Raw genomic sequence first — 21,779 nt, 5'->3', positions numbered from 1 at the left:
CCGCTTACCTCGGTCTGCCGGGTGTCTCGTACGCTCGCCTGGTGCGTTCACTCGAGCAGATCAGGGACTGGCCGGTTCGGCATGCGGGGGCCGGTATCGTCACCGGCGCGGGCGCGACGACCGCGGGCGATGTCGAGCGAGTGTTTCCGCTCGCGTCGGTGACCAAACCGCTGGTCGCCTATGCGGTGCTCGTCGCGGTGGAGGAGGGCGCGATCGAGCTCGACCAGCCCGCGGGCCCACCGGGATCGACGGTGCGACATCTGCTGGCGCACACCTCCGGTTTCGCCTTCGACACGACCGATGTGCTCGCCGCGCCGGGCACTCGGCGGATCTACTCCAGTGCCGGCTTCGAGGTGCTCGCCGCGTTCGTCGCCGAGCAGTCCGGTATCGGGTTCCCCGAATATCTGCACGACGCCGTCTTCGAACCGCTCGGCATGACCGCCTCCGTGCTGACCGGCCCCGCCGGACACGCGGGCCGCTCCACCGTCGCCGACCTGACGCGCTTCGCCGCGGAGTTGCTGAATCCGCAATTGATCTCCGCGCAGACGCACGCCGAAGCGACGTCGGTCCAATTTCCGGGTCTCAACGGTGTGCTGCCCGGTTACGGTTCGCAGCGGCCGAACGACTGGGGACTCGGTTTCGAGATCCGTGACGGCAAATCGCCGCACTGGACCGGTGGCGGTAATTCGCCTGGTACCTATGGCCATTTCGGGCAGTCCGGCACATTTCTGTGGGTCGATCCGAAAATAGGGGTGGCGAGTATCGCGCTGACCGACGAGAATTTCGGCGACTGGGCGCGGGAGGTTTGGCCGGTCTTCTCCGATGCGGTGATCGCGGAGTCGACGTTTGCACGAAATGAGGCACCTGAGTAACACCACGGAACATGGTTCCGAAGTAACACGTGTAACTCCGGGCACTCCAGTACACTCAGGCAACGCCGGATTCGACGGGTCGTTGGGGAAGACGTCCCTCGTCGAAGCTGGAGGTGTTAGTGGTGCGCGCATCGAGTCAGTTCGCGGACGCGACGGCGGGTGTGGTCTACATCCACTCGTCGCCTGCCGCGCTGTGCCCACATATCGAATGGGCACTCACCTCGGCCTTGGCCGCCCCTGCGAAACTGCGCTGGACCGCGCAGCCCGCCGACGGCCATTTGCGCGCAACCAGTGACTGGGTCGGGCCGGTGGGCACCGCGGCCCGGATAGCCCAATCCTTGCGGTCCTGGCCGATGCTGCGCTTCGAGGTCACCGAAGACCCCAGCGACGGCGTCGACGGCGAGCGCTACAGCTTCGTGCCCAACCTCGGCCTCTGGCACGGTTCCACGAGCGCTAACGGCGATGTCACTCTGGGCGAGATGCGCCTGCGCGCCCTCCTGCAGGCCTCCCGCGAACTCGGCAAGTACGCGGGCTACGACCTCGCCGCCGAAATCGACCGAGCCCTGGGCACCGCATGGGACGAGGACCTGGAGATTTACCGCTGCGGAATCGAATCCGGCGCGGAAGTCACGTGGCTCCGCCGGGACGTGGGGTAGATCGGAGTCTTTCTCCGCCCCCTGGGCGCCGCCATTCGAGACGCGGATGGAGTCCAGCGCTACTTGTGACCGCGAGCGTTCGCAGAATTCAACGCGCGCCGCGATGCGGTACCACCCGAGGAACAAATTCATTTGTGTGATCGGTTCGAGGATGAGGACAAACTCGGCACCGATCAGCAGTACCGGAAGGATGGCGAGGAACGAGAAATCGGGGCGAATACGGGGGTGAACTCCGAGTCGCTTCGCTGACGATGCTGAGTCGTATGTTCTTGCATCGGCGGCGAGCAGGGTCGGGCAGCGACAGATCGCTGTTCTGATGGGCGCAGCGCGGATCGAACCGCCGCTCAGGTTTCGGATTCAGGCAGGTTCTCCGGAAACACGGTGACGTGGCGGATGGTTCCGGACAGCCCGGGGAGTTCGCGGGGCGCGGTCCAGGTGCGGAAACCGTTGTGGCTGTCGCTGTAGAAGTATTTGTCTTCGGTGTAGGCGTCGAAGTAGATACGCCAGCCGCCATCGGGCAGCCGGATGAGTGACTGGCCTTCGCGTGGGGTGCCCCAGCCTGCCCAATTGCCCGTCGCGACAAAAACATACGGGCCGACCGGATCGACGGCGACGGCGAGTTCGATGTATTTGGTGGTCTCGTTCTTGGTGAACGCGAAGTACTTGCCGCCGTGTGCGACCACGGTGGTGTCGATATAGCCGATCGCGGTGGTGTCGAACGGGTTGAGTGGTGCCAGCCCCGCCATCGGTGTCAGCACACTCCACGACCGCAACGACGCGTCGGTGGCCGTCATCAGATACGGCGTGAAACGGCGCCCGTTGGTCAGCGACACGATGATGCTGATGCGGCCATCGACATCGACGAACCACTCGGGCGCCCAGCATGCCTCGACCCCGAGCATCGGGACCGTGAAGTCGAAGAGGTGTGTCCAGGCGACCCGATCGCTGCTCCGCGCGAACCCGATGATCTGACCGTCCCCGGACGCGGTGTAGGCGAGGTAGTAATCGCCGTCGACATTCCGGAAGATGCTCGGGTCACGCATCACTCCGCTCGGCGGCCGGTAGGCCGAGCCGCGCAGCAATTGGAATGCGGTCGCATCGGTGGATTCGTAGACATACAAATCGGTTTCGCTGCTGTTGGTGAATGCGGACATTGTGTACCGCACCGTCGGTTCGCCTCCCACGGCTCGCCCTACCGACAGTGCGGTCAACGGCAGACCGGCCGCCAGCGCCAGCACCGACCTCCGACGGACCCGTCCCGACGTCATCGTCCGAATTATTCAGACCGGATCGTCCCGGAGCCGCAGACACGCCGCGTGCGATTCTCCGTGGAAGGGGCCCGAGCCGGGAACGGTTCGCCATACCGGTCGGAGTCGAACGGAGACCTTGGCGCGGTCAGGGTTCTGGCGACATCGCGGCTGCGTGCGAGGGCGATCCCGGGGGGACGAACACCGGCTCCGTGCGCCGAGGAACGTGCCACTGAGATCGCCGAATCAGGGTCGGCTGCCTACTCGACGCCCATGTCGTCGAAGGCGATGGTGACCTTCTCCACCGGTGGTGAGGCTTCGCCGGCACCGAGCTCAGGTCCTGCCCAACCAGTCGCCCAGGCGTTGCGTAGCAGGATTCGGTAGTGGGACTAGCTATCCGAGCCACAGCACACTGATGGCCGCCGCCGCGATCGCCGTGCCGATCACCACTGCCAGCACTAGTTGCCTGGTGCTCAGGAATCGTTCGTGCCGAACCCGGGTGAAGAACCACGCCGTGGCCGGAAGTGCGACCGTGGCCGCGGTGACCATGCCCGGTGAGTAGTCGCCGAACACCGCGGCCGTACCCAGATGGAAGACGGCGTTGACGGCGAACTGCCACTGGAACGCCACCGCCATGATCACCCACCCGACTCGGGCATCTGGCCGCGATGCCTGCCAGGAACACAACAACACCAGCAAGATCAGTGGAATGTGGCTGACCGCGAACTTCTCGGTCGTCATGTGGGCGAAGTGTTGCGACACCCAGGCCGCGAACTGCGGCATCTCCTCCAAGGTGTGCACCACGAACACCGCGAACGGCGCGAAGAACAACACTCGCACTCCCGCCGCCGAGGCGAAACCCGCCCCACCGGCAGGTCGCATCACTACCGACTGCTCAGACATCCACGTCAACTCCTCAATCGAATGCATACATGCGCATTGCACTATATATCAGAACTGCGCAATGTGGCACCGCCTGTAGGCGTGTTCCCAAGCTGGCGTGGGTCCACGATCCATCTTCTGCTGAGTACGGGTTTCGATGAACTGTCGGAGTTATGGACACGTCGATGCACAGCGCGGGTGACCGTCGAGCAGTGGTCAGAACCTGTGGATGACCCGCCGAGGACGCGAACTCGCGACCCTGAGTCGGGTGCTCACGACACCGGCCGCCGCGTGCTGTCTCTGCGTTGCACCTGATTCTCGGATGACTGTTCCGCCACCGGTATTCATCGCAGGGTGAGCGGGGTCGCGGATTCGACGCGGGTCAGCTTCTCCGGGTTGCGGACGTAGTAGAGGCCGGTGATGTGGGCGTCCTCGATACGGATCGCCATGATGCCGTCGAGCTCGCCGTCCAGGTATACGAGGAGCGCCGGGCTGCCGTTGACCACGGTGGGGTCGATGGTGAGCGTGGCTGCGAACTTGCCGGTGCCGCCGAGGATGTAGCGGACCACCTTCTCGGCGCCGATGACGGGCCGCAGCGCAGCTCGCTTGATGCCGCCGCCGTCGCTCATCAGGACGACCTCGGGGGCGAGCACGTCGAGCAGGCCCTGCGGATTCCCGGTTTCGAGCGCGCGCTGGAACGACTCCAGCGCCGCCCGGGTCTGGCTCGGGGAGACCGCCGAGCGCGGGCGTCGGGCATCGACGTGCCGGCGCGCGCGGTGCGCGATCTGGCGGACGGCCGCGGGCGTCTTCTCGAGGGCGGCCGCGATCTCGTCGTAGCTGACATCGAAGGCCTCGCGCAGCACGAAGACGGCACGCTCGGTCGGCGACAGCGTCTCGAGGACGAGCATCAGCGCCATCGACACACTTTCGGCGAGCTCGACGTCCTCGGCCACGTCCGGCGCGGTGAGCATCGGCTCGGGCAGCCATGGGCCGACGTACGCCTCCTTGCGGCGCTTCATGGTGCGCAGCCGGTTGAGCGACTGCCGGGTCGTGATCCGGACCAGATAGGCGCGCTGGTCGCTGACCTGCCCCATGTCGACCTTCACCCAGCGCAGCCAGGTTTCCTGGAGGACGTCTTCGGCGTCGGCCGCCGATCCGAGCATCTCGTAGGCGACGGTGAAGAGCAGGTTGCGGTGGGCGACGAAAGTCTCGGTCGCGGGGTTGGTGGCGTGGTCGCTCATCTCTCGAGCCCTCTCCCTCGCGGCCGACCCTGATTGCCTACAGCCTTCAAGCATGCATCCACAGCAAGGTCCTTATCGTTGGTAGCCGTTCGATCCGACCTACAGGGCGATCGAGAGTGGGACTCCACTCGGCGCGCGGCTGTGACCGCCGAGCTGCCGGGTCCGTTGCTCAGCGGACCGCCGATGAGCGCGTGTGGCGGCGCCCCGTAATCGGGGCGTCGCCACACGCCGTGCAGTCCGGATCCGTTGATAGTCAACCGGACCGACCATGAGTGCGTGGCTAGGCCGCCCGCTCAGCGGTGGCCTGCGCCTCCCCACGCTTGGCCTGCAGCAGCTGCCTGCGCTTGTCATCCTTGGCCCACCAGGTGCGCGAACCGGGCTTGCGTGCCTCGTACGCCAGCTGCCAGACGGTGCTCTTGCACACGAATTCCTTGAGCTTCGCGCCCGGGCGGCCGCCGAGGTAGTACTTGTTCGCGGTGTCGTCTTTGGAAGCGAACTGGAAGATGCCTGCGCGACGACCCAGACTGATGCACTGACCGGCGAACCCCACGTCGATGGGCGCGGGCTGCTCACCGGCGAGTCGGCTGAGCACTGTCTCGGCGGCCTGCGGGCCCAGCTGCACCGCGGACTGGCAGCCCATCCGGAACGGCAGGTCCGACGGCGCCGCCGAATCCCCGGCCGCGACGATGCGCACGTCGTCCACGCTGGTCAACGTCTCGTCCGTGAGCAGGCGACCCATGGCGTCGGTGCTGAGCCCGCTACGCGCGGCCAGGTCCGGCACGCCGAATCCGGCGGTCCAGATGGTCACGTTGCTTCGCAGGGTGTGGCCGCCACTGAGCCGCACGGTGTCGCGAGTCACACCGGTCACCTTCGCGTCGGGGCCTTCGAGCACGATCACCCCGAGCTCGGCCAGCCGCTTGGCCACCGCGCGTCGACCCCGAGGGTGCAGGTACGGGCCGAGCGCCTCGCCGCAGACCAGGGTCACGGTGCGGCCCTGCTCCGCCAGCTCGGCGGCGGTCTCGATACCGGCCGGACCGGCTCCGACAACCGTCACCGCGGCGGTGGCGGGCGCGGCGTCGAGGACCGGCCGCAGCCGCTGCGCCTCTTCCAGGTCGGCGATCGGGTAGGCGAACTCGGCCGCTCCTGGCACGCTCGGGTCGGCGCTGCCACTGCCCACCGCGTAAATCAGGTAGTCATAGCCGACGGTGCCGCCGCTCGCCGATGTCACGCCGCGCGCGGCCGGGTCGATCCGTGTCACGGTGTCGACCACCAGCCGCACTCGCTCACTCAGGACTTTGCTGTAGTCGACGACGGCGTCGTGCGAGCCGCCCGCCAGTTGGTGCAGGCGGATCCGCTCGACGAAACTCGGGCGCGGGTTGATCAGAGTCACTGTCACGTTGTCGCGCTGCGTCAGGCGATTGGCCGCCATGACACCGGCGTATCCGCCGCCGATCACGACCACATCGGTGTTCCCAGTCATGGTGTCTCCTTCGTTTCAAGGGGTTCGGGCACAAGACACCGCGTGATCGATCGTTGTGACAATTGCGTGAGGCAGGTCACTACACAGGTGAGGTCGGCACGCGGAGTCGTTGGTCAGGCGGTGAAGGACTCAGCGCCGAAGCGGCCCAAGGCCACGAAGGCGGCCAGGGCGAGGTAGGCCACGTTCACTGCCACGAACTTGAACTCGCTAGAGCGGAAGTGAGTGATCATCGCGCCGACCATCAACAAGATCCAGCAGACGGCCGTCACCGGCACCAGCACCGGTGCGATGTCGAGCACAGCGGGCAGGATCAGGCCGACCGCAGCCAGGATCTCGAGGATCCCGAGGGGCTTGACGAAGCCGGCACTGGCGTGTGCTGTCCATTCCCCGCCAGGGGCCTCGGCCAGTTTCGCCTTGGGCACGAACGCCTTGCTGATGCCGCTGGCCAGGGCGACTACGGCGAGCAGGCCAGCGGCGATCCACAGTGTGAGGTTCATCAGGTTCTCCATCGTTTCTAGCGGTACAGCGGTGCAGTAATTGCACACTAGTGCAGTTACTGCACGAATGTATACTCATGAATCGAGGGTGGCGTCAAGCGCGGGCCGCCGACCGATAACCGACATCGAGGAGTAATAGGAACGATGACCAGCGAAGACTCGATCCGCCGCGGCGGACGTGAAGCGCAGCGCCGCCGCACCCGCAAAGCGATCCTCGCCGCGGCAGTCCAACTCAGTGCCGATGGAGCGACGCCGTCCATCGACGAGATCGCCGCCGCCGCCGACGTGTCGCGCCGCACGATTTACACGTACTTCCCAGCCCTGGATCACCTGCTGATCGACGCAACCGCCCGCGCGCTCAACGAACCCCCGGTCGAAGAGGCGCTGGCCGACCCCGCACTCGCCGACGACCCCGCAGGTCGCGTAGACGCCCTTATTCGGACCCTGCTGGCGCACTCACCGCAATCGCTTCCCCTGGGCCGCCGACTGATCCGCCTGACTGTCGACCCGCCGGCGAGCGACACCCGAGACCCGGCCACCCCGATCCGCGGCCATCGCCGCGTGGAATGGCTGGAGCAAGCCTGTCAACCGCTGCGGAACACCCTGAGCGAACAGTCGTTCCAACGCCTGATCTCTGCCCTGACCATCATCGTCGGCTGGGAGGCCCAGATCGCCCTGCGCGACGTGCGCGGCCTGGACCCGCAGGCGGAACAGGAGGCCGTCACCTGGGCCGCACGGGTCCTGGTAGAGGCTGCGATCAAGGAGAACGACGCGAACACCGCGCGCGGCAGCGCAGATTGATGCACCCGACCAATTCGCCGGAGAACTACGGCGAGGTGGCATCCCCGATATGCCAAGCAGCGCTGGTGAACAGCGCGGCCGGGATGCTGTGGTTCAGGGGAGGTGCGGCGGCCTGACATGGCCGGCTCTGTGACGCAGCCGATGACCTACCCAAGGAAAGTGAGTACCCCCAGGTGAACATCGAACCTGAAATCCGCACGGCTGCCGGAGTTGTGCGTGGCAGGTGGGAGATCTCTGTCGCGGTCTTCCGGGGAATCCCCTACGCCCAGCCACCGGTGGGCTCACGTCGGTTCGCGGCCCCTGTTCCGGCACAGCCGTGGAACGGCGTCCGCGACGTGCTGGAGTTCGGTCCATCAGTTCCTCAAGCAGGCTGCGCGATGTCGTCGGTGTCCGGCGATACCGGTGATGGTTCCGGCAACTGTTTGACCCTCAATGTCTGGTCACCTGACCTCGGTGCCGCCGGGCTTCCAGTGATGGTGTGGATTCATGGGGGCAAGTACCTGGAGGGCACCTCCAGTAACCCGCACCACGACGGTGCGACTCTCGCCGGGTCCGGTGTGGTGATGGTCAGCATGAACTATCGCACCGGTGTAGAAGGCTTCGCCCACATCGCCGGGGCCCCGAACAACCGCGGCAGTCTCGACCAGGCCGCCGCGTTGCGGTGGGTACAGGACAATGTCGCCGCGTTCGGTGGCGATCCGGGCAAGGTCACCGTGTTCGGCCAGTCCGCCGGCGCGGGTTGCATCGCGGCACTGCTCACTATGCCGATGGCCGCTGGGCTGTTTCGTCGTGCAATAGCTCAGAGCGTCCCGGGCACCTTCTTCTCCACACGGCTCGCCGCCGCGATCTCGGCAACGGTCGCCGCGGAACTCGGTGTGCAAGCCACCGTCGGTGAGCTGGCCGGTATCCCCCCGCGCGCGCTGCTCAACGCAACGGACGCAATCATCCAGAAGATGCCGGAACTCGTCGAATCATGGGGACCGATGGCCCTGACCCCGACACCGTTCTCACCTGTCGTCGACGGTGACGTCCTCCCATACGCGCCATGGCGCGCGCTCGCCAGCGGCGCCGCGCGGGGCATCGACCTTCTCGTGGGGCACACCCGTGACGAATACCGGCTGTTCAATGCCCGGTTCGGGAGCGAGATGACCGATGACGAGGTGACCGCCACACTCGATCGTCTCGCGCCCATCTCGGACAGCAGCCGCGCTTACCGCGCCGTTTACCCCGAGGCCACCCCCGGGCAACTGTATGAACTCGTCAACTCCGACTGGCTGTTTCGGATGCCCAGCCTGCATATCGCGGACGCCCAGCACGCCGGGAGCGGGCGGGCCTGGACCTACGAACTCTGCTGGAGCTACAACCGGGAGGAGGGCGCCTCGCACAGCCTCGACTGCCTGCTCGTACTCGGCACACTCAGCATCGACGATGTGCGCAACCATCCGTCCGCTGTTCCGAACGCCGCCGACGAGGCCATCCGCGTCGCCCACCGCATGCGCACTGACTGGCTGAATTTCGCGACCACAGGCGCCCCCGGCTGGGCGCCCTACAATCCGGACACCCGGTCCACCCGGGTCTACACCGCCGAGCCGATCACCCAGCCCTATCCCGAGGAACGCTCGCGCCACATCTGGTCAACGCACCAGTTCGACACCTTGGACCTACTTCATAGCGAGTAACGGGTGTCATGTCGCTCGACGGTCAGCAGGAACCGCTCGGAATCCGACACAATAACTGAGACAACCGCCAGATCATCGCCAACGCCGCGAACGACTCCCTGAACGGTCGCTACGGAAACTACGTCCGCGTTCTGTAGCCGCCCCAGCTGCACTGCATCTGGCATATACGACAGGGACCAGTCGAAAGATTTCCACGGGCGCTTCCTTGCCGGGAGCGACGCTGCGATATGAAGGCGCGGTGTCCGGTTTCTATGCTGTCGGGCATGTCAACGGATCTAGGGTTCCTCTGTTCGCGCTGCGGCCAGGAACACGATGGCCTGCCATTCAGCTATGGCTCGGTCGCGCCCGACTACTGGAACGAGGGCCTGGAGGGGACTTCGGGGAACGTCCTCGGCGACGAGCAGTGCGTGATCGGCGGGGAACACTTCTTTATCCGGGCTCGCCTGATTCTGCCTCTCGTGGACGCGGAGAACGACTTCGAGTGGGGTGTGTGGATTTCGCTGAGCGAGACCAACTTCGACCGCGTGGCGGAGTTGTGGACAAGTCCGGAGCGGGTGCAGGAGCCACCGTATTTCGGCTGGCTGTCTACTGAGCTGCCCACATACGAACCGACGACTCTGAACTTGAAGACCAAGGTGCACAGCCAGGCCATCGGCGTTCGACCAACGGTTGAACTGGAACCCACTGACCACCCGCTGGCCGTGGAGCAGCGAACCGGCATCACTCTCGCCCGCGCACAAGCCATCGCCGAACTGCTGTTGCACCCTCGCCAGTGACGATCCGCCGTTGCCCGACCAACTGCACTACCTCGGCGTACGCCTGCGAACGACGTCGAAGACGAATCCCTCGATCGTGATTCCTGGCGCGAACGAGAACGCGACGCCCGTCGAGATCGGCTTGTTCATCCCGGTCCGACCGGCGAGCCGTTCGAGCACGAAGATCAGCGAGACGCTCGACATGTTTCCGTACTCACCAAGAACATCCCAGCTCGTCGACGCGGCTTCCGGCGGGAGGCCAAGCGATCGAGCGGATTCGAGCAAGATCTTCGGCCCGCCCGGGTGGATTGCCCACACATCAATGTCGGGCTGCCGCAATTCATTGCGGCGCAGGACGTCTCCGACGACGGGAGCAACGCCGTTATAGATGTACTGGGGTACGTTCTCGGACAGCTCACACGTAATGCTGTCGTGGTTGACGCCGACCGCGATGCCGTCTTCGGTGCCCTCGAACAGGTGGGTGAAGTTGTCCCGGATGACGATCGTCCCGGCTTCGGCCTGCTCTGCCCCTTGGTTGGTCCCGATGACGACCGCGCCGCAGCCGTCTCCGAACAGGCTGTAGCTCACCGCGTCGTTGACGTCTTCGACGGGGACGACATGCACCGAGTTGAGCTCGATGCACAGGACTATCGCCTTCTTGTCCGGGTTGGCCCGGACGAAGTCCGAGGCGGTGCGAATTCCGTTCATTGCTGCCGCGCAGCCCATGAAGTTGACCACCAGGCGAGCGACCGACCGGGGCAGTCCGAGATCTTCGACGACTGCGACGTCAACGCCGGGCGCGATGATGCCGGTGCTCGTGGCGAACACGAGAAGTCCGACGTCGGCCGGGTCGACGCCTTCGAGCGCGCGCCGCGCCACATCGACCGCCAGTGGAACGGCGTGGCGGTAGAACAGCTGCATGCGATCCCGGATCGTCGCTGGTTTGCCGCCGGGCGCATGACGTCGAGGATCCAGCGGGTCGACCGCGAATCGCCGGGTGTCGATCATGGTCTTACGGAAGATGCGTCTGATCCGGGTCTGCTGCTCCGGATCGGTGAATTGCCCAGCCATCCAGTCCGCTGCGACGGATTGGTCGAGGACCTGGCCAGGCGCACCGGTCGCGATTGCCTCGATGACGGGTACGGTCGTCGGCGGCGCCGACGGAGTTGTGTGCTCGCGCGCTTGCGCAGTCGTGCGGGTGAGAAGTGCCTGGTCGAGAGCAGTGGACATGGAGCCCGTTCTTCCTCGCTCGAGCGATTGGGGATGCGTTCTCCTATCGTCGAGTAGCAAACGCCCCGCAAATAGGCACCCAAGGGGGTGTGGATCCCCACCCCCGGCGTCCGGTGTTTCTCGGAGTGCGATGCCTATGCCTGCCGTCAGGCGCTCGCGGTCACGCTCCGCTGATGCTGCGCGTTGCGGCGATGGCGAAAATTCCCGCACGCGTCGGAGGTCTTGCCGGCCACGGTGATCCGCGTCGGGCGGAGCTCAGCTCGGCTGCACCTCGGCCAAAGCCATGGTAGACAGTCCAGGATGTCCGTTGCCGGGGCATCGCTGGGAAATTCGCGCGCCGACGTTAGCGCTGATTTTCGACTGTCTGGCCTGGCTGAATCAACTAGTGTGGGGCTACCCGCTCGGGCGGGGTTGGAATGCAAGCACGTACACCGTTTGCCAGTCACAGGACGGCACAATGGATGACACGGAAGTGAGTGGCGGGGACGCCACTTGGGGGCCGGCGGAGGCGTTCGGACGCTATCGGCTCCTGTCGCTGCTGGGTCAGGGCGGTATGGGCCAGGTGTGGCGGGCGCATGATTCGCTGACCAACCGGGTGGTGGCGCTCAAGGTGTTGCCCGAGCGCTTCGCCGATGACGAGCAGCTGCGCGAGCGGTTCCGCCGGGAATGCCGGGCGGTGGCGCAGTTGACCGAGCCGCATGTGATCCCCATCCACGACTTCGGCGACATCGACGGTCGGCTCTATCTGAATATGCGCTTGATCGAGGGCACCGACCTGCACAAGGTGATCACGCGAGACGGGGCCTTGTCGCCGCGGCGGGCAGTGGCGATCATCGCGCAGGTGGCCGGCGCGCTGCAGGCGGCCCACGATGTCGGGCTGGTCCACCGCGATGTCAAACCCACCAACATCCTGCTAGGGGCCAATGAGTTCGCCTCCCTGATCGACTTCGGGATCGCCCACGCCGCCGACGACCGTACGCTGACCACGATCGGCGAGGCCATCGGCACCGTCGCCTACATGGCGCCGGAGGAGATCAGCGCAGAGGCCAAGGCCGATGCCCGAGTGGACGTGTACGCGTTGGCGTGCGTGCTGTATGAGTGCCTGACCGGCCGACCGCCGTTTACGAGCGAAATGGGGATGCAGGGTGTGATCGCCCAACACCTGCACACCCCGCCGCCGCGTCCCAGTACCACTACACCCGATGTACCGACTGCGTTCGATGCGGTCATCGTCAAGGGAATGGCCAAAAACCCCGACGATCGTTACCAGACCGTGCGCGAGCTGGCCGCGGCGGCCCGCGCCGCGGTGGGCGATTCCGTGGTCAGCGCCACCGAGCCCGTGGCCGCGCGCCATGGGCGGCGAATCAGATTGTCGCCCAAGACCGCCTGGCTGCTCGCCGCCGCGGTCGCGGTTACGGTGGTGGCCGCCGTAGCTGTCGTCATCGGTGTCCAACGGGAATCAGGCGGCGGTGGCAACTCGCCCGCATCTATCGCCCCGGCCTACTCGTCACAGACTCCGCTGCCGTTTACCGGCGTCAGCCTGCCCACCGATGTGGCGGTCGACACGGCGGGCAACGTATACGTCACCGACATGGGTAACGATCGGGTGGTGAAATTGGCGGCGGGCGCGTCGGCGCCGACCCCACTGCCGTTCACCGGCCTGAAGAATCCCCAGGGTGTGACGGTCGACACGGCGGGCAACGTATACGTCACCGACACGAGTAACAATCGGGTGGTCGGGTTGGCGGCGGGCGCGTCGGCGCCGACGACGTTGCCGTTCACGGGGCTCAAAGATCCCCGGGGTGTGGCGGTCGACACGGCGGGAGACGTGTACGTCGCCGACCGGGCTAATGATCGGGTGGTGAAATTGGCGGCGGGCGCGTCGGCGCCGACGACGTTGCCGTTCACGGGGCTCCAGGATCCCCAGGCTGTGGCGGTCGACACGGCGGGCAACGTGTATGTCACCGAATTGGGCACCGATCGGGTGCTGTGGTTGGCGGCGGGCGCGTCGGCACCGACCACGTTGCCGTTCACCGGGCTCAAAGATCCCCGTGGTGTGGCGGTCGACACGGCGGGAGACGTGTACGTCGTCGACTGGGGTAACGAATGGGTGGTGAGGTTGGCGGCGGGCGCGTCGACGCCGACCACGTTGCCGTTCACCGGCCTGAAGAATCCCCAGGGTGTGACGATCGACATGGCGGACAACGTATACATCACCGACCTGGGCCCCAATCCGGTGTTGAAACTCCCGGTCGGCTGAACCCACGTTCCGCGTACTTGGGTTCTAGTGGTCGTCGCAACACCCCGAACCTGGAGTGGTGCATGACACATCGCTTCGCTGTGCGATCGGATGTGTGAGTGTTCGGAATCTGGGGTGGCAGCGGGCGATGGCGCGGCCCGTGGTGGTGGTAGACGGCTTGGCTGGAATGATCACGTGCTCCACGTTATGCGCATGGAGCAGAAGGTCGGGCGGAGAAAACCCTTGTCCAGGTGGTACTTCATCTGTGGGCGCAGAGGGGATCGAACCCCCGACCGCTGGTGTGTAAAACCAGTGCTCTACCGCTGAGCTATACGCCCGTGCTCGCCGGAGATCCGGCGGCGACGGATTATGAATCTAGCGCGGCGAGCGCTTTCTCCCAAGCCGCCTGGTCACGGGGCTCTCCGGGGCCGTTCATTTCGGCGAATCGGATGATTCCGTCCTTGTCGACGACGAAGGTGCCGCGGTTGGAGTAGCCGGACTTCTCGTTGAAGACGCCGTAGTTCTGGGCTATTGCGCCGTGTGGCCAGAAGTCGGACAGCAAGGGAAAGACGTAACCCTGTTCGGCCGCCCAGATCTTGTGGGTGGGTGGGGGACCGACGGAGATCGCGAGGATCTCGGCGTCGTCGTTCTGGAACTTCGGTAGTTCGTCGCGGACCTTGCACAGTTCGCCCTGGCAGATCCCGGTGAAGGCCAGCGGGTAGAAGACGATGAGCACGTTCTTCTTGCCGCGGAAGTCCGACAGCGTGACTTCCTGGTTGTTCTGGTCCTTCAGCGTGAAATCCGGCGCGACCGAGCCGATCTCGAGCGGGCCAATCTCAAGTGGCATCGCGAATCCTCCATCGAGTCGGGTTTGCGCCGGGCGGCGCGAAGGCCGCCCGGCGAAACCATAGCGAAAGACCGGTCAGCGCTGCTTCGAGGGCGCTTTCGGCTGCACCAGGCGGCTGCCTGCCCAATCCCCGAGACTGATTGCCGAGGTTTGCGTGAAGCCCGCGGGCGGTGCGGATTCGGCGATCTCGCTGGGATCGACGTGCCCCGAATTTCCGGTCTTCGGGGTGAGCACCCAGACGAATCCGTCGTCCGACAACTGCCCGGTGACTTCCATCAAGGCATCCACTAGATCCCCGTCACCGTCGCGCCACCACAGCAACACGACGTCCATGACCTCATCGGAGTCATCGTCGAGCAGCTCGCTGCCGATGGTTTCTTCGATCTCGGCTCGCAGGTCGTCGTTGGTGTCCTCGTCCCAGCCCAGTTCCTGGACAACCATGCCGTGAATAATGCCAAGCTTCTGAGCGTAGTTCTGCGCGTCCGCCGCGGCGACCACGGTGGTGTCCTCCTCAACTCCAGACAATAGGTAGTTGCAAGCGAACATGGTTATCGGCTCGAGCGCAAGCTGATCGGACGAAATACCCGTCGAATGTCGTGTGACAAGATCGTTGCGAGCCGATTTTCCTGTCCGATTCAGCGTTTCGGGCACGCGTCGCGAACGGCGTTGCGGGCGTCGTTGACCCGCTTGCTCGCGTCGTTGAGCGGTCCGACCGGTGCGGTGTAGGTCATCTTGCGGGTCTCGGAGGCAAGCAGCCGTGCGGCCGCGACGTATTCGGTGAACTTCGCGGCCAGGTCCGACGGCAGCGAGTCGCTGTCGGAGTTCACTCCGATCTCGACCTTGTTGGCCGCCTCGTCGAGGGTCGTTGCGGCGGTATCGCGCTTGCTCGCGTAGTCGGCCGCGTTGGAGTCGTGTGCGTTGATGAAATCGTTGTACTTCGAGACGCCGACGCCGGTCGTGGTGGGGAACTGCGAGCAGTTGTCGTTGATAGCGCGCGTCTGCGCCGCGGCCTTGCGTGAGGAGGTCGCGGCGGCCGAGGAGGAGGCCGCAGCGGTCTTGTATGCCGCTAAGTCCGCCGCGTTCGGATTCGCAGCTCCCTCTACCCGATTCGCGCATCCCGCGATCGTCAATCCGGCGACGACCGTCAAGGTCGCGCACACCAATCCGAACCCGCGTGGGTCCAGCACCTTCATCGTCCTCCCCGCTTCGGTTGTACTACGGCGGTCCCGACTCACGTTCCCTGCAGAACGGTACTGGATTTGCTGCTGACATGATGACCTGGGACACATCATCCGCAAGGATGGAGGTGCGCCCGAAACTTTCGTGAAGCGGGCGGTCCGCCAACCATGCGTGCCTGCCCGGGGAAACCGACGCCATCACATGTCCACCCCCTGTACGAGGAGCAGATTTGACCGACCTGATCCACTCTTCCGCTGCAGCGAAATCCGCTGTACCGAACTCCGAGACCGCCCCTGTCCTAGGCCGCGATCCGCACGGATCGCCTGCCGCGCCGGCAGGCGGCCGTGTCCGGGTGATCCGCGAAGGGGTGGCGTCCTACCTACCGGACATCGACCCGGAGGAAACCTCCGAATGGCTCGAATCGTTCGATGAGATGCTCGACCGGGAAGGTCCGGGCCGCGCGCGTTATCTGATGCTCCGGCTGTTGGAACGCGCCGGTGAGCGTCGGGTCGCCATCCCCGCTTTGACCTCGACCGACTACGTCAACACGATTCCCACCGAGAACGAGCCGTGGTTCCCCGGCGATGAGGAGGTTGAGCGGCGCTACCGTGCCTGGATCCGCTGGAATGCGGCGATCATGGTGCATCGCGCGCAACGCCCGGGAATCGGTGTCGGTGGCCATATTTCGACCTACGCGTCCTCGGCGGCGCTCTACGAGGTCGGTTTCAACCACTTCTTCCGCGGCAAGGACCATCCCGGCGGCGGCGACTCGATCTTCATCCAGGGCCACGCCTCCCCGGGCATCTACGCCCGCGCCTTCCTCGAGGGCAGGCTCAGCACCGATCGGATGGACGGCTTCCGGCAGGAATACAGCCACGGCGGACCGGGCCACGGCCTGCCGTCGTACCCGCATCCCCGGCTGCTGAACGACTTCTGGGAGTTCCCGACGGTGTCCATGGGTCTCGGCCCGATGAACGCCATCTACCAGGCGCGGTTCAACCACTACCTGCACGATCGCGGCATCAAGGACACCTCCGACCAGCATGTCTGGGCGTTCCTCGGCGACGGCGAGATGGATGAGCCGGAGTCGCGCGGCCTCGCGCAGGTCGCGGCCATGGAGGGCCTGGACAATCTGACCTTCGTCGTCAACTGCAACCTGCAGCGCCTCGACGGGCCGGTGCGCGGCAACGGCAAGATCATTCAGGAACTCGAGTCCTTCTTCCGCGGCGCGGGCTGGAATGTCATCAAGGTGGTCTGGGGCCGTGAGTGGGACGCGCTGCTCGGCGCCGACCGCGACGGCGCACTGGTGAACCTGATGAACACCACGCCCGACGGCGACTTCCAGACCTACAAAGCCAATGACGGCGCCTACGTCCGCGATCACTTCTTCGGCCGCGACCCGCGGACGAAGGCACTGGTCCAGGACATGTCCGACGAAGGCATCTGGAACCTCAAGCGCGGCGGTCACGACTACCGCAAGGTCTATGCCGCCTATGCCGCCGCGATGGCGCACAAGGGCCAGCCGACGGTGATCCTGGCCAAGACCATCAAGGGCTACACCCTCGGCAAGCACTTCGAGGGCCGCAACGCCACCCACCAGATGAAGAAGCTGACCCTGCAGGACCTCAAGGATTTCCGTGACCTGCAGCGGATTCCGATCAGTGACGCCGAGCTGGAGAAGGATCCGTACCTGCCCCCGTACTACCACCCGGGCATGGAGGCGCGCGAGATCCAGTACATGCTGGACCGGCGCAAGGCGCTCGGCGGTTTCCTGCCCGAGCGGCGCACCGCGGCAAAGCCTCTGCAACTTCCCGGCGACGAGGCGTACAAGTCGGTGCGCAAGGGTTCCGGCAAGCAGAACGTGGCCACCACCATGGCGCTGGTTCGGCTCATGAAGGAGCTGCTGCGGGACAAGGAGATCGGCAAGCGAATCGTGCCGATCATCCCCGACGAGGCCCGCACCTTCGGCATGGACTCGTGGTTCCCTTCGTTGAAGATCTACAACCGCAACGGCCAGTTGTACACATCGGTCGACGCGGAATTGATGCTTGCCTACAAAGAGAGCTCCATCGGGCAGATCTTGCACGAGGGCATCAACGAGGCCGGATCGACCGCGTCGTTCACCGCGGCGGGCACCTCGTACGCGACCCACGGCGAGCCGATGATCCCGCTGTACATCTTCTACTCGATGTTCGGCTTCCAGCGCACCGGCGACGGTCTGTGGGCGGCGGCGGACCAATTGGCGCGTGGATTCGTGCTCGGAGCAACTGCCGGGCGAACCACGTTGACCGGTGAGGGCCTGCAGCACAACGACGGCCACTCGCTGCTGCTGGCCTCGACCAATCCGGCCGTTGTCACCTACGATCCCGCGTTCTCGTTCGAGCTCGCGCATATCGTGCGCGACGGCCTGCGCCGGATGTACGGCGGCGGGACGCCGGAGGCCGGGCCGGGTGCGGTGCCGGGCGCCATTTCGCACGGTGGGCAGCCGAACGGCGGCTTCGGCGGCGAGGACATCTTCTACTACATCACCCTGTACAACGAGCCCTACCAGCAGCCGGCGGAGCCCGACGACCTCGATATCCAGGGTCTGCTCAAGGGTATTTACCTCTACAAGCGCGGTGCGGCCGGCGATGTGCGCGCCCAGATCCTCGTCTCCGGTGTCACTGTGCCGGACGGTCTGCGTGCGCAGGCGCTGCTCGCCGAGGAGTGGGGTGTGCAGGCCGATGTCTGGTCGGTGACGTCGTGGGGCGAACTCCGCAAGGAGGCGCTCGGCAAGGAAATCGCGAAGCTGCGCAACCCGGGCACCGATGTCGGCGTCCCGTACGTCACGCAGGCGCTCGCGGCGGTCGAGGGTCCGATCATCGCCGCGACGGACTGGATGCGCGCGGTGCCGGATCAGGTTCGGCAGTGGGTGCCCGGTGACTTCACCACCCTCGGCACCGACGGTTTCGGTTTCTCCGACACCAGGCCTGCCGCGCGTCGCGTGTTCAATGTCGACGCGCAGTCCATCGTGGTCGCGGCGCTGGCCGGACTCGTCAGGGCCGGGAAGATCGACGCCGCCACGCTGACCGAAGCGGCCGCGAAATACCGCATCGATGATGTGGACGCCGCGCCGAAGTCGGTGGCAAGCGGCGACGGCGACGGCGAGTAGCGGACGATTGGATGGTGGACCGTAAACCGCCGCGGCCGCGACGGATCTCCGAAGGCTCTTCTGAGCACGAGGTGTATCTGCCGACGGGCGCGCTCTCCCCGAACCGGCAAACCCGGGACCCGCTGCCCGACACGTTGCTCAAACGTGTCAAGCAGTTCTCCGGTCGACTCTCCACCGAGGCGGTGGGGTCGATGCAGGATCGGTTGCCGTTCTTCGCCGATCTGGACGCCGCGCAGCGCGCAGGCGTCCAGATGCTGGTGCAGACCGCGGTGGTGAACTTCCTGGAGTGGCTGCAGGATCCCGACAGCGACATCAGGTTCAGTCTGGATGCCTTCCAAGTGATTCCACAGGATCTGGCGCGGCGGCTGACGCTGCGCCAGACCGTGGACATGGTCCGTGTGGCCATGGAGTTCTTCGAGCAGTGGCTGCCCGCGCTCGCGCGCAACGACCGGCAGCTCGTCGCGCTCACCGAGGCGGTGTTGCGGTACGGGCGTGAGCTCGGGTTCGCCGCCGCCTCGGTGTACGCGAGCGCCGCGGAATCCCGCGGCGCGTGGGACACCCGCCTCGAGGCGCTGGTCGTCGACGCCGTTGTGCGCGGCGATACCGGCCCGGACATGCTGTCGCGGGCCGCGACGTTGAACTGGGACGCCACCGCGCCCGCGACCGTGCTGGTCGGGACCCCGCCGGGGGATCAGGGTGTCGGCATGGTCGGGTCGGTGCACACCATCGCCGCACGGCATGGTCGTGCGGCGCTCGCTGTTGTCCAGGGCTCGCGGTTGGTGATGGTCGTCAGCGGCAATCTCGGCGAGAGTTCCTATATATCGCCGTTCCTGGCGGACCTGCTCGCCGAGGTGTTCTCCGATGGGGCGGTGGTGATCGGACCGACCACCCGCACCCTTGGTGCGGCGCATGCGAGCGCGGTGGAAGCCCTGGCGGGCATGGAGGCCGTTGTGGGCTGGCGGGGGGCGCCTCGACCGGTGCACGCGACGGAATTGTTGCCCGAACGCGCATTGCTCGGCGATCGAGGTGCGATAGACGCGTTGAACGAGTATGTTGTCCTACCGTTGGCCGCGGCGGGTTCTTCGCTGGCGGACACTCTCGATGCCTATCTGGATTGCGGTGGCGCTGTCGAGACGTGTGCCCGTCAGCTGTACGTCCATCCAAATACTGTTCGGTATCGCCTCAAGCGGATTGCCGAAGTCACCGGACGCGATCCGATGAATCCGCGGGACGCCTATGTGCTCCGGATCGCATCCACAGTGGGTCGTTTGACACGAACGCGTAACGAATCGTCAACACCTACCCCAGAGGCAACTCACCTCGCATCTGGTCACGAGGGCCTGTAACGGATCTGCGAGTCCGTCGATCGGGACGACTCACGTGGCCTTTTGTGGGAGTCCCACAAAAGGCCACCGCAAGCTTCATTCGCGTCGACATCTCCTGCGGCCTGCCTCACAGTGTTTTCTTAGAGATGTGATCGCGTTGTTCGCCCCTGGACAGGGGTCCCAGACACCTGGCATGCTCGCGCCTTGGCTCGACCTTCCCGGCGCGACAGATCGACTCGCCCTCTGGTCCAAGGCCTCCGGCCTGGATCTGATTCGTCTCGGTACCACCGCGACGGCCGAGGAGATCACCGACACTGCCATTACCCAACCACTCGTTGTCGCCGCCGCGCTGCTTGCCTTCGCGGAAATCGACCCGAGTTCACTTCCGGCAGCTACGATCGTCGCCGGGCACTCGGTCGGCGAACTTGCCGCAGCCGCCGTCGCCGGGGTCATCACCCCCGACGAGGCGGTCACCCTGGCAGCCATCCGCGGTGCGGAGATGGCCAAGGCGTGCGCGCTGGAGCCGACCGGTATGTCCGCGGTGCTCGGTGGCGATGAGGCTGCCGTGCTCGCACGACTCGCGGAGCTCGACCTCGTTCCGGCCAACCGGAACGCGGTGGGTCAGATCGTCGCCGCGGGTCGACTGGACGCCCTGGCGGAACTCGCCGCGAACCCACCTGAGAAGGCTCGGGTGCGTGCGCTGCCCGTCGCGGGCGCTTTCCACACAGCTTTCATGGGCCCGGCCCAGGATGCTGTGACGGAAGCCATAAGCCAGATCACCCCGAATGAGCCGACCCGGACCCTACTGTCGAACTTCGACGGCAAGCCGGTCGCCTCGGGAGCGGACGCCATCACTAAGCTCGCGGCGCAGGTCACCCGGCCTGTCCGTTGGGACCTGTGCACCGAAACCACCAGGCAAGCCGGTGTTTCGGCAGTGGCGGAGCTGCCACCGGCGGGCACACTCGTCGGTATCGCAAAACGGGAACTGAAAGGCACGCCCACGCTGGCCCTGAAGACCCCCGAAGACCTCCCCGCGTTGGCCGGGCTCACCACCTCCGGCTAGCTTTCCCCCGCGGCCGTGCAATAAAAACGCACGATCGTGACCGAGCAGACGGTAACCATCGGCTGTCTCGAACCGAAAAAAACAGTGAAGCCCTACAAAGAGATCAAGAAGGGAGCCACGAAGTGGCCGCTCTGACCCAGGAACAAATCGTCGAGGAACTCGGCAAGATCATCGAAGAGGTAACGGGTATCGAACCCTCTGAGGTGACGATCGAGAAGTCCTTCGTCGATGACCTGGACATCGACTCGCTGTCCATGGTCGAAATCGCAGTGCAGACCGAGGACAAGTACGGCGTGAAGATCCCCGACGAGGATCTGGCCAGCCTGAAGACGGTCGGCGACGCAGTCGCCTACATCCAGAAGCTCGAGGCGGAGAACTCGGATGCCGCCGCGGAGCTCAAGGCCAAGTTCGACAACGCCGAGTAGGGCCGACACTGTGACCACTCCTTCCACCTTGAACGGGAACTTCCCCAACGTCGTCGTCACGAGCATGGCGGCGACCACGTCGATCGCTGGTGACGTCGATGCGACGTGGAAGGGACTCCTCAACGGCGAGAGCGGTATCGACGTTCTCGAGGACTCCTTCGTCGAGGAATACGACCTTCCGGTCCGCATCGGCGGTCACCTGAAGGTCCG

At 65.5% G+C, this 21,779-nt stretch carries 20 protein-coding genes and 1 tRNA gene; 11 read left to right on the top strand and 10 right to left on the bottom strand.

The features are described 5' to 3' along the window. Positions 1–41: 41 nt before the first annotated feature. Both ACFU4Z_RS31715 and ACFU4Z_RS31710 read left to right on the top strand, forming a co-directional pair. Positions 42–872, top strand: coding sequence for a serine hydrolase domain-containing protein (locus tag ACFU4Z_RS31715; RefSeq protein ID WP_379070485.1), 831 nt, complete (start codon positions 42–44; stop codon positions 870–872). A gap of 122 nt (positions 873–994) precedes the next feature. Then, positions 995–1,528 (top strand): DUF3145 domain-containing protein, encoded by a 534-nt coding sequence (locus ACFU4Z_RS31710; protein WP_379070482.1) that lies wholly within the window; start codon positions 995–997, stop codon positions 1,526–1,528. Positions 1,529–1,872: 344 nt separating this feature from the next. Here the strand turns inward: ACFU4Z_RS31710 and ACFU4Z_RS31705 are convergent, their stop codons facing one another. From ACFU4Z_RS31705 to ACFU4Z_RS31685, 5 genes are all read right to left on the bottom strand, one after another. Then, positions 1,873–2,796 (bottom strand): glycoside hydrolase, encoded by a 924-nt coding sequence (locus tag ACFU4Z_RS31705; protein ID WP_379070479.1) that lies wholly within the window; start codon positions 2,794–2,796, stop codon positions 1,873–1,875. A 372-nt stretch (positions 2,797–3,168) separates the two neighbouring features. Further along, positions 3,169–3,678 (bottom strand): HXXEE domain-containing protein, encoded by a 510-nt coding sequence (locus ACFU4Z_RS31700; protein ID WP_379070476.1) that lies wholly within the window; start codon positions 3,676–3,678, stop codon positions 3,169–3,171. Positions 3,679–4,001: 323 nt separating this feature from the next. Beyond that, a complete protein-coding gene (locus ACFU4Z_RS31695) occupies positions 4,002–4,898 on the bottom strand; it encodes an RNA polymerase sigma-70 factor (protein WP_379070473.1) in 897 nt (298 codons plus the stop codon). 280 nt (positions 4,899–5,178) lie between these two features. After that, positions 5,179–6,378 carry an NAD(P)/FAD-dependent oxidoreductase gene (locus ACFU4Z_RS31690; RefSeq protein WP_379070471.1) on the bottom strand — a complete coding sequence of 400 codons (1,200 nt, stop codon included), beginning with the start codon at positions 6,376–6,378 and terminating at the stop codon, positions 5,179–5,181. Between the two features lie 113 nt (positions 6,379–6,491). After that, the gene (locus ACFU4Z_RS31685; RefSeq protein WP_379070468.1) at positions 6,492–6,875 is read right to left on the bottom strand and encodes a DoxX family protein; all 384 of its coding nucleotides are present in this window, start codon (positions 6,873–6,875) and stop codon (positions 6,492–6,494) included. A gap of 144 nt (positions 6,876–7,019) precedes the next feature. On the opposite strand from ACFU4Z_RS31685, the gene ACFU4Z_RS31680 reads away from it, so the two are divergent. From ACFU4Z_RS31680 to ACFU4Z_RS31670, 3 genes are all read left to right on the top strand, one after another. After that, complete coding sequence (locus tag ACFU4Z_RS31680) at positions 7,020–7,676, top strand: TetR/AcrR family transcriptional regulator (RefSeq protein WP_379070465.1); 657 nt, start codon at positions 7,020–7,022, stop codon at positions 7,674–7,676. Positions 7,677–7,849: 173 nt separating this feature from the next. Continuing rightward, entirely contained in the window at positions 7,850–9,355 is a 1,506-nt protein-coding gene (locus ACFU4Z_RS31675) for a carboxylesterase/lipase family protein (RefSeq protein ID WP_379070462.1), read from the top strand. Positions 9,356–9,618: 263 nt separating this feature from the next. Further along, positions 9,619–10,131, top strand: coding sequence for a DUF2199 domain-containing protein (locus ACFU4Z_RS31670; protein ID WP_379070460.1), 513 nt, complete (start codon positions 9,619–9,621; stop codon positions 10,129–10,131). Positions 10,132–10,158: 27 nt separating this feature from the next. On the opposite strand, the gene ACFU4Z_RS31665 is transcribed toward ACFU4Z_RS31670, so the two are convergent. Continuing rightward, the gene (locus ACFU4Z_RS31665) at positions 10,159–11,340 is read right to left on the bottom strand and encodes a type III polyketide synthase (RefSeq protein WP_379070457.1); all 1,182 of its coding nucleotides are present in this window, start codon (positions 11,338–11,340) and stop codon (positions 10,159–10,161) included. Between the two features lie 457 nt (positions 11,341–11,797). Here ACFU4Z_RS31665 and ACFU4Z_RS31660 point away from each other — a divergent pair, with 457 nt between their 5' ends. Next, positions 11,798–13,600: a serine/threonine-protein kinase PknD gene (locus ACFU4Z_RS31660; RefSeq protein ID WP_379070454.1), complete on the top strand. Its 1,803-nt coding sequence runs from the start codon at positions 11,798–11,800 to the stop codon at positions 13,598–13,600. Between the two features lie 245 nt (positions 13,601–13,845). Here the strand turns inward: ACFU4Z_RS31660 and ACFU4Z_RS31655 are convergent. From ACFU4Z_RS31655 to ACFU4Z_RS31640, 4 genes are all read right to left on the bottom strand, one after another. Then, positions 13,846–13,917: transfer RNA gene (locus ACFU4Z_RS31655), tRNA-Val, on the bottom strand. A 29-nt stretch (positions 13,918–13,946) separates the two neighbouring features. Beyond that, positions 13,947–14,426, bottom strand: coding sequence for a peroxiredoxin (locus ACFU4Z_RS31650; protein ID WP_379070451.1), 480 nt, complete (start codon positions 14,424–14,426; stop codon positions 13,947–13,949). Positions 14,427–14,501: 75 nt separating this feature from the next. Continuing rightward, entirely contained in the window at positions 14,502–14,924 is a 423-nt protein-coding gene (locus ACFU4Z_RS31645; protein ID WP_328412851.1) for a DUF3052 domain-containing protein, read from the bottom strand. A 137-nt stretch (positions 14,925–15,061) separates the two neighbouring features. Further along, positions 15,062–15,619, bottom strand: coding sequence for a hypothetical protein (locus tag ACFU4Z_RS31640; protein ID WP_379070448.1), 558 nt, complete (start codon positions 15,617–15,619; stop codon positions 15,062–15,064). A gap of 338 nt (positions 15,620–15,957) precedes the next feature. Here ACFU4Z_RS31640 and aceE point away from each other — a divergent pair, with 338 nt between their 5' ends. The 5 genes from aceE to ACFU4Z_RS31615 form a co-directional block, all read left to right on the top strand. Continuing rightward, on the top strand, positions 15,958–18,756 hold the full coding sequence (aceE, locus tag ACFU4Z_RS31635; RefSeq protein WP_379070718.1) for a pyruvate dehydrogenase (acetyl-transferring), homodimeric type: 2,799 nt from the start codon (positions 15,958–15,960) through the stop codon (positions 18,754–18,756). An 11-nt stretch (positions 18,757–18,767) separates the two neighbouring features. After that, the gene (locus ACFU4Z_RS31630; protein WP_379070446.1) at positions 18,768–20,102 is read left to right on the top strand and encodes a PucR family transcriptional regulator; all 1,335 of its coding nucleotides are present in this window, start codon (positions 18,768–18,770) and stop codon (positions 20,100–20,102) included. Positions 20,103–20,229: 127 nt separating this feature from the next. Then, complete coding sequence (locus ACFU4Z_RS31625; RefSeq protein WP_379070443.1) at positions 20,230–21,144, top strand: ACP S-malonyltransferase; 915 nt, start codon at positions 20,230–20,232, stop codon at positions 21,142–21,144. A gap of 122 nt (positions 21,145–21,266) precedes the next feature. Further along, positions 21,267–21,569, top strand: coding sequence for a meromycolate extension acyl carrier protein AcpM (gene acpM, locus ACFU4Z_RS31620; RefSeq protein WP_327114205.1), 303 nt, complete (start codon positions 21,267–21,269; stop codon positions 21,567–21,569). Positions 21,570–21,579: 10 nt separating this feature from the next. Continuing rightward, positions 21,580–21,779 (top strand): beta-ketoacyl synthase N-terminal-like domain-containing protein (locus ACFU4Z_RS31615; RefSeq protein WP_379070439.1); only part of this gene is annotated, 200 nt, incomplete at its 3' end.

This window comes from Nocardia sp. NPDC057440 (assembly GCF_042802915.1).
Classification (GTDB): Bacteria; Actinomycetota; Actinomycetes; order Mycobacteriales; family Mycobacteriaceae; genus Nocardia.
Note: the sequence above shows the minus strand (reverse complement) of the source record. Positions and strands in the feature narration are given on the sequence as shown.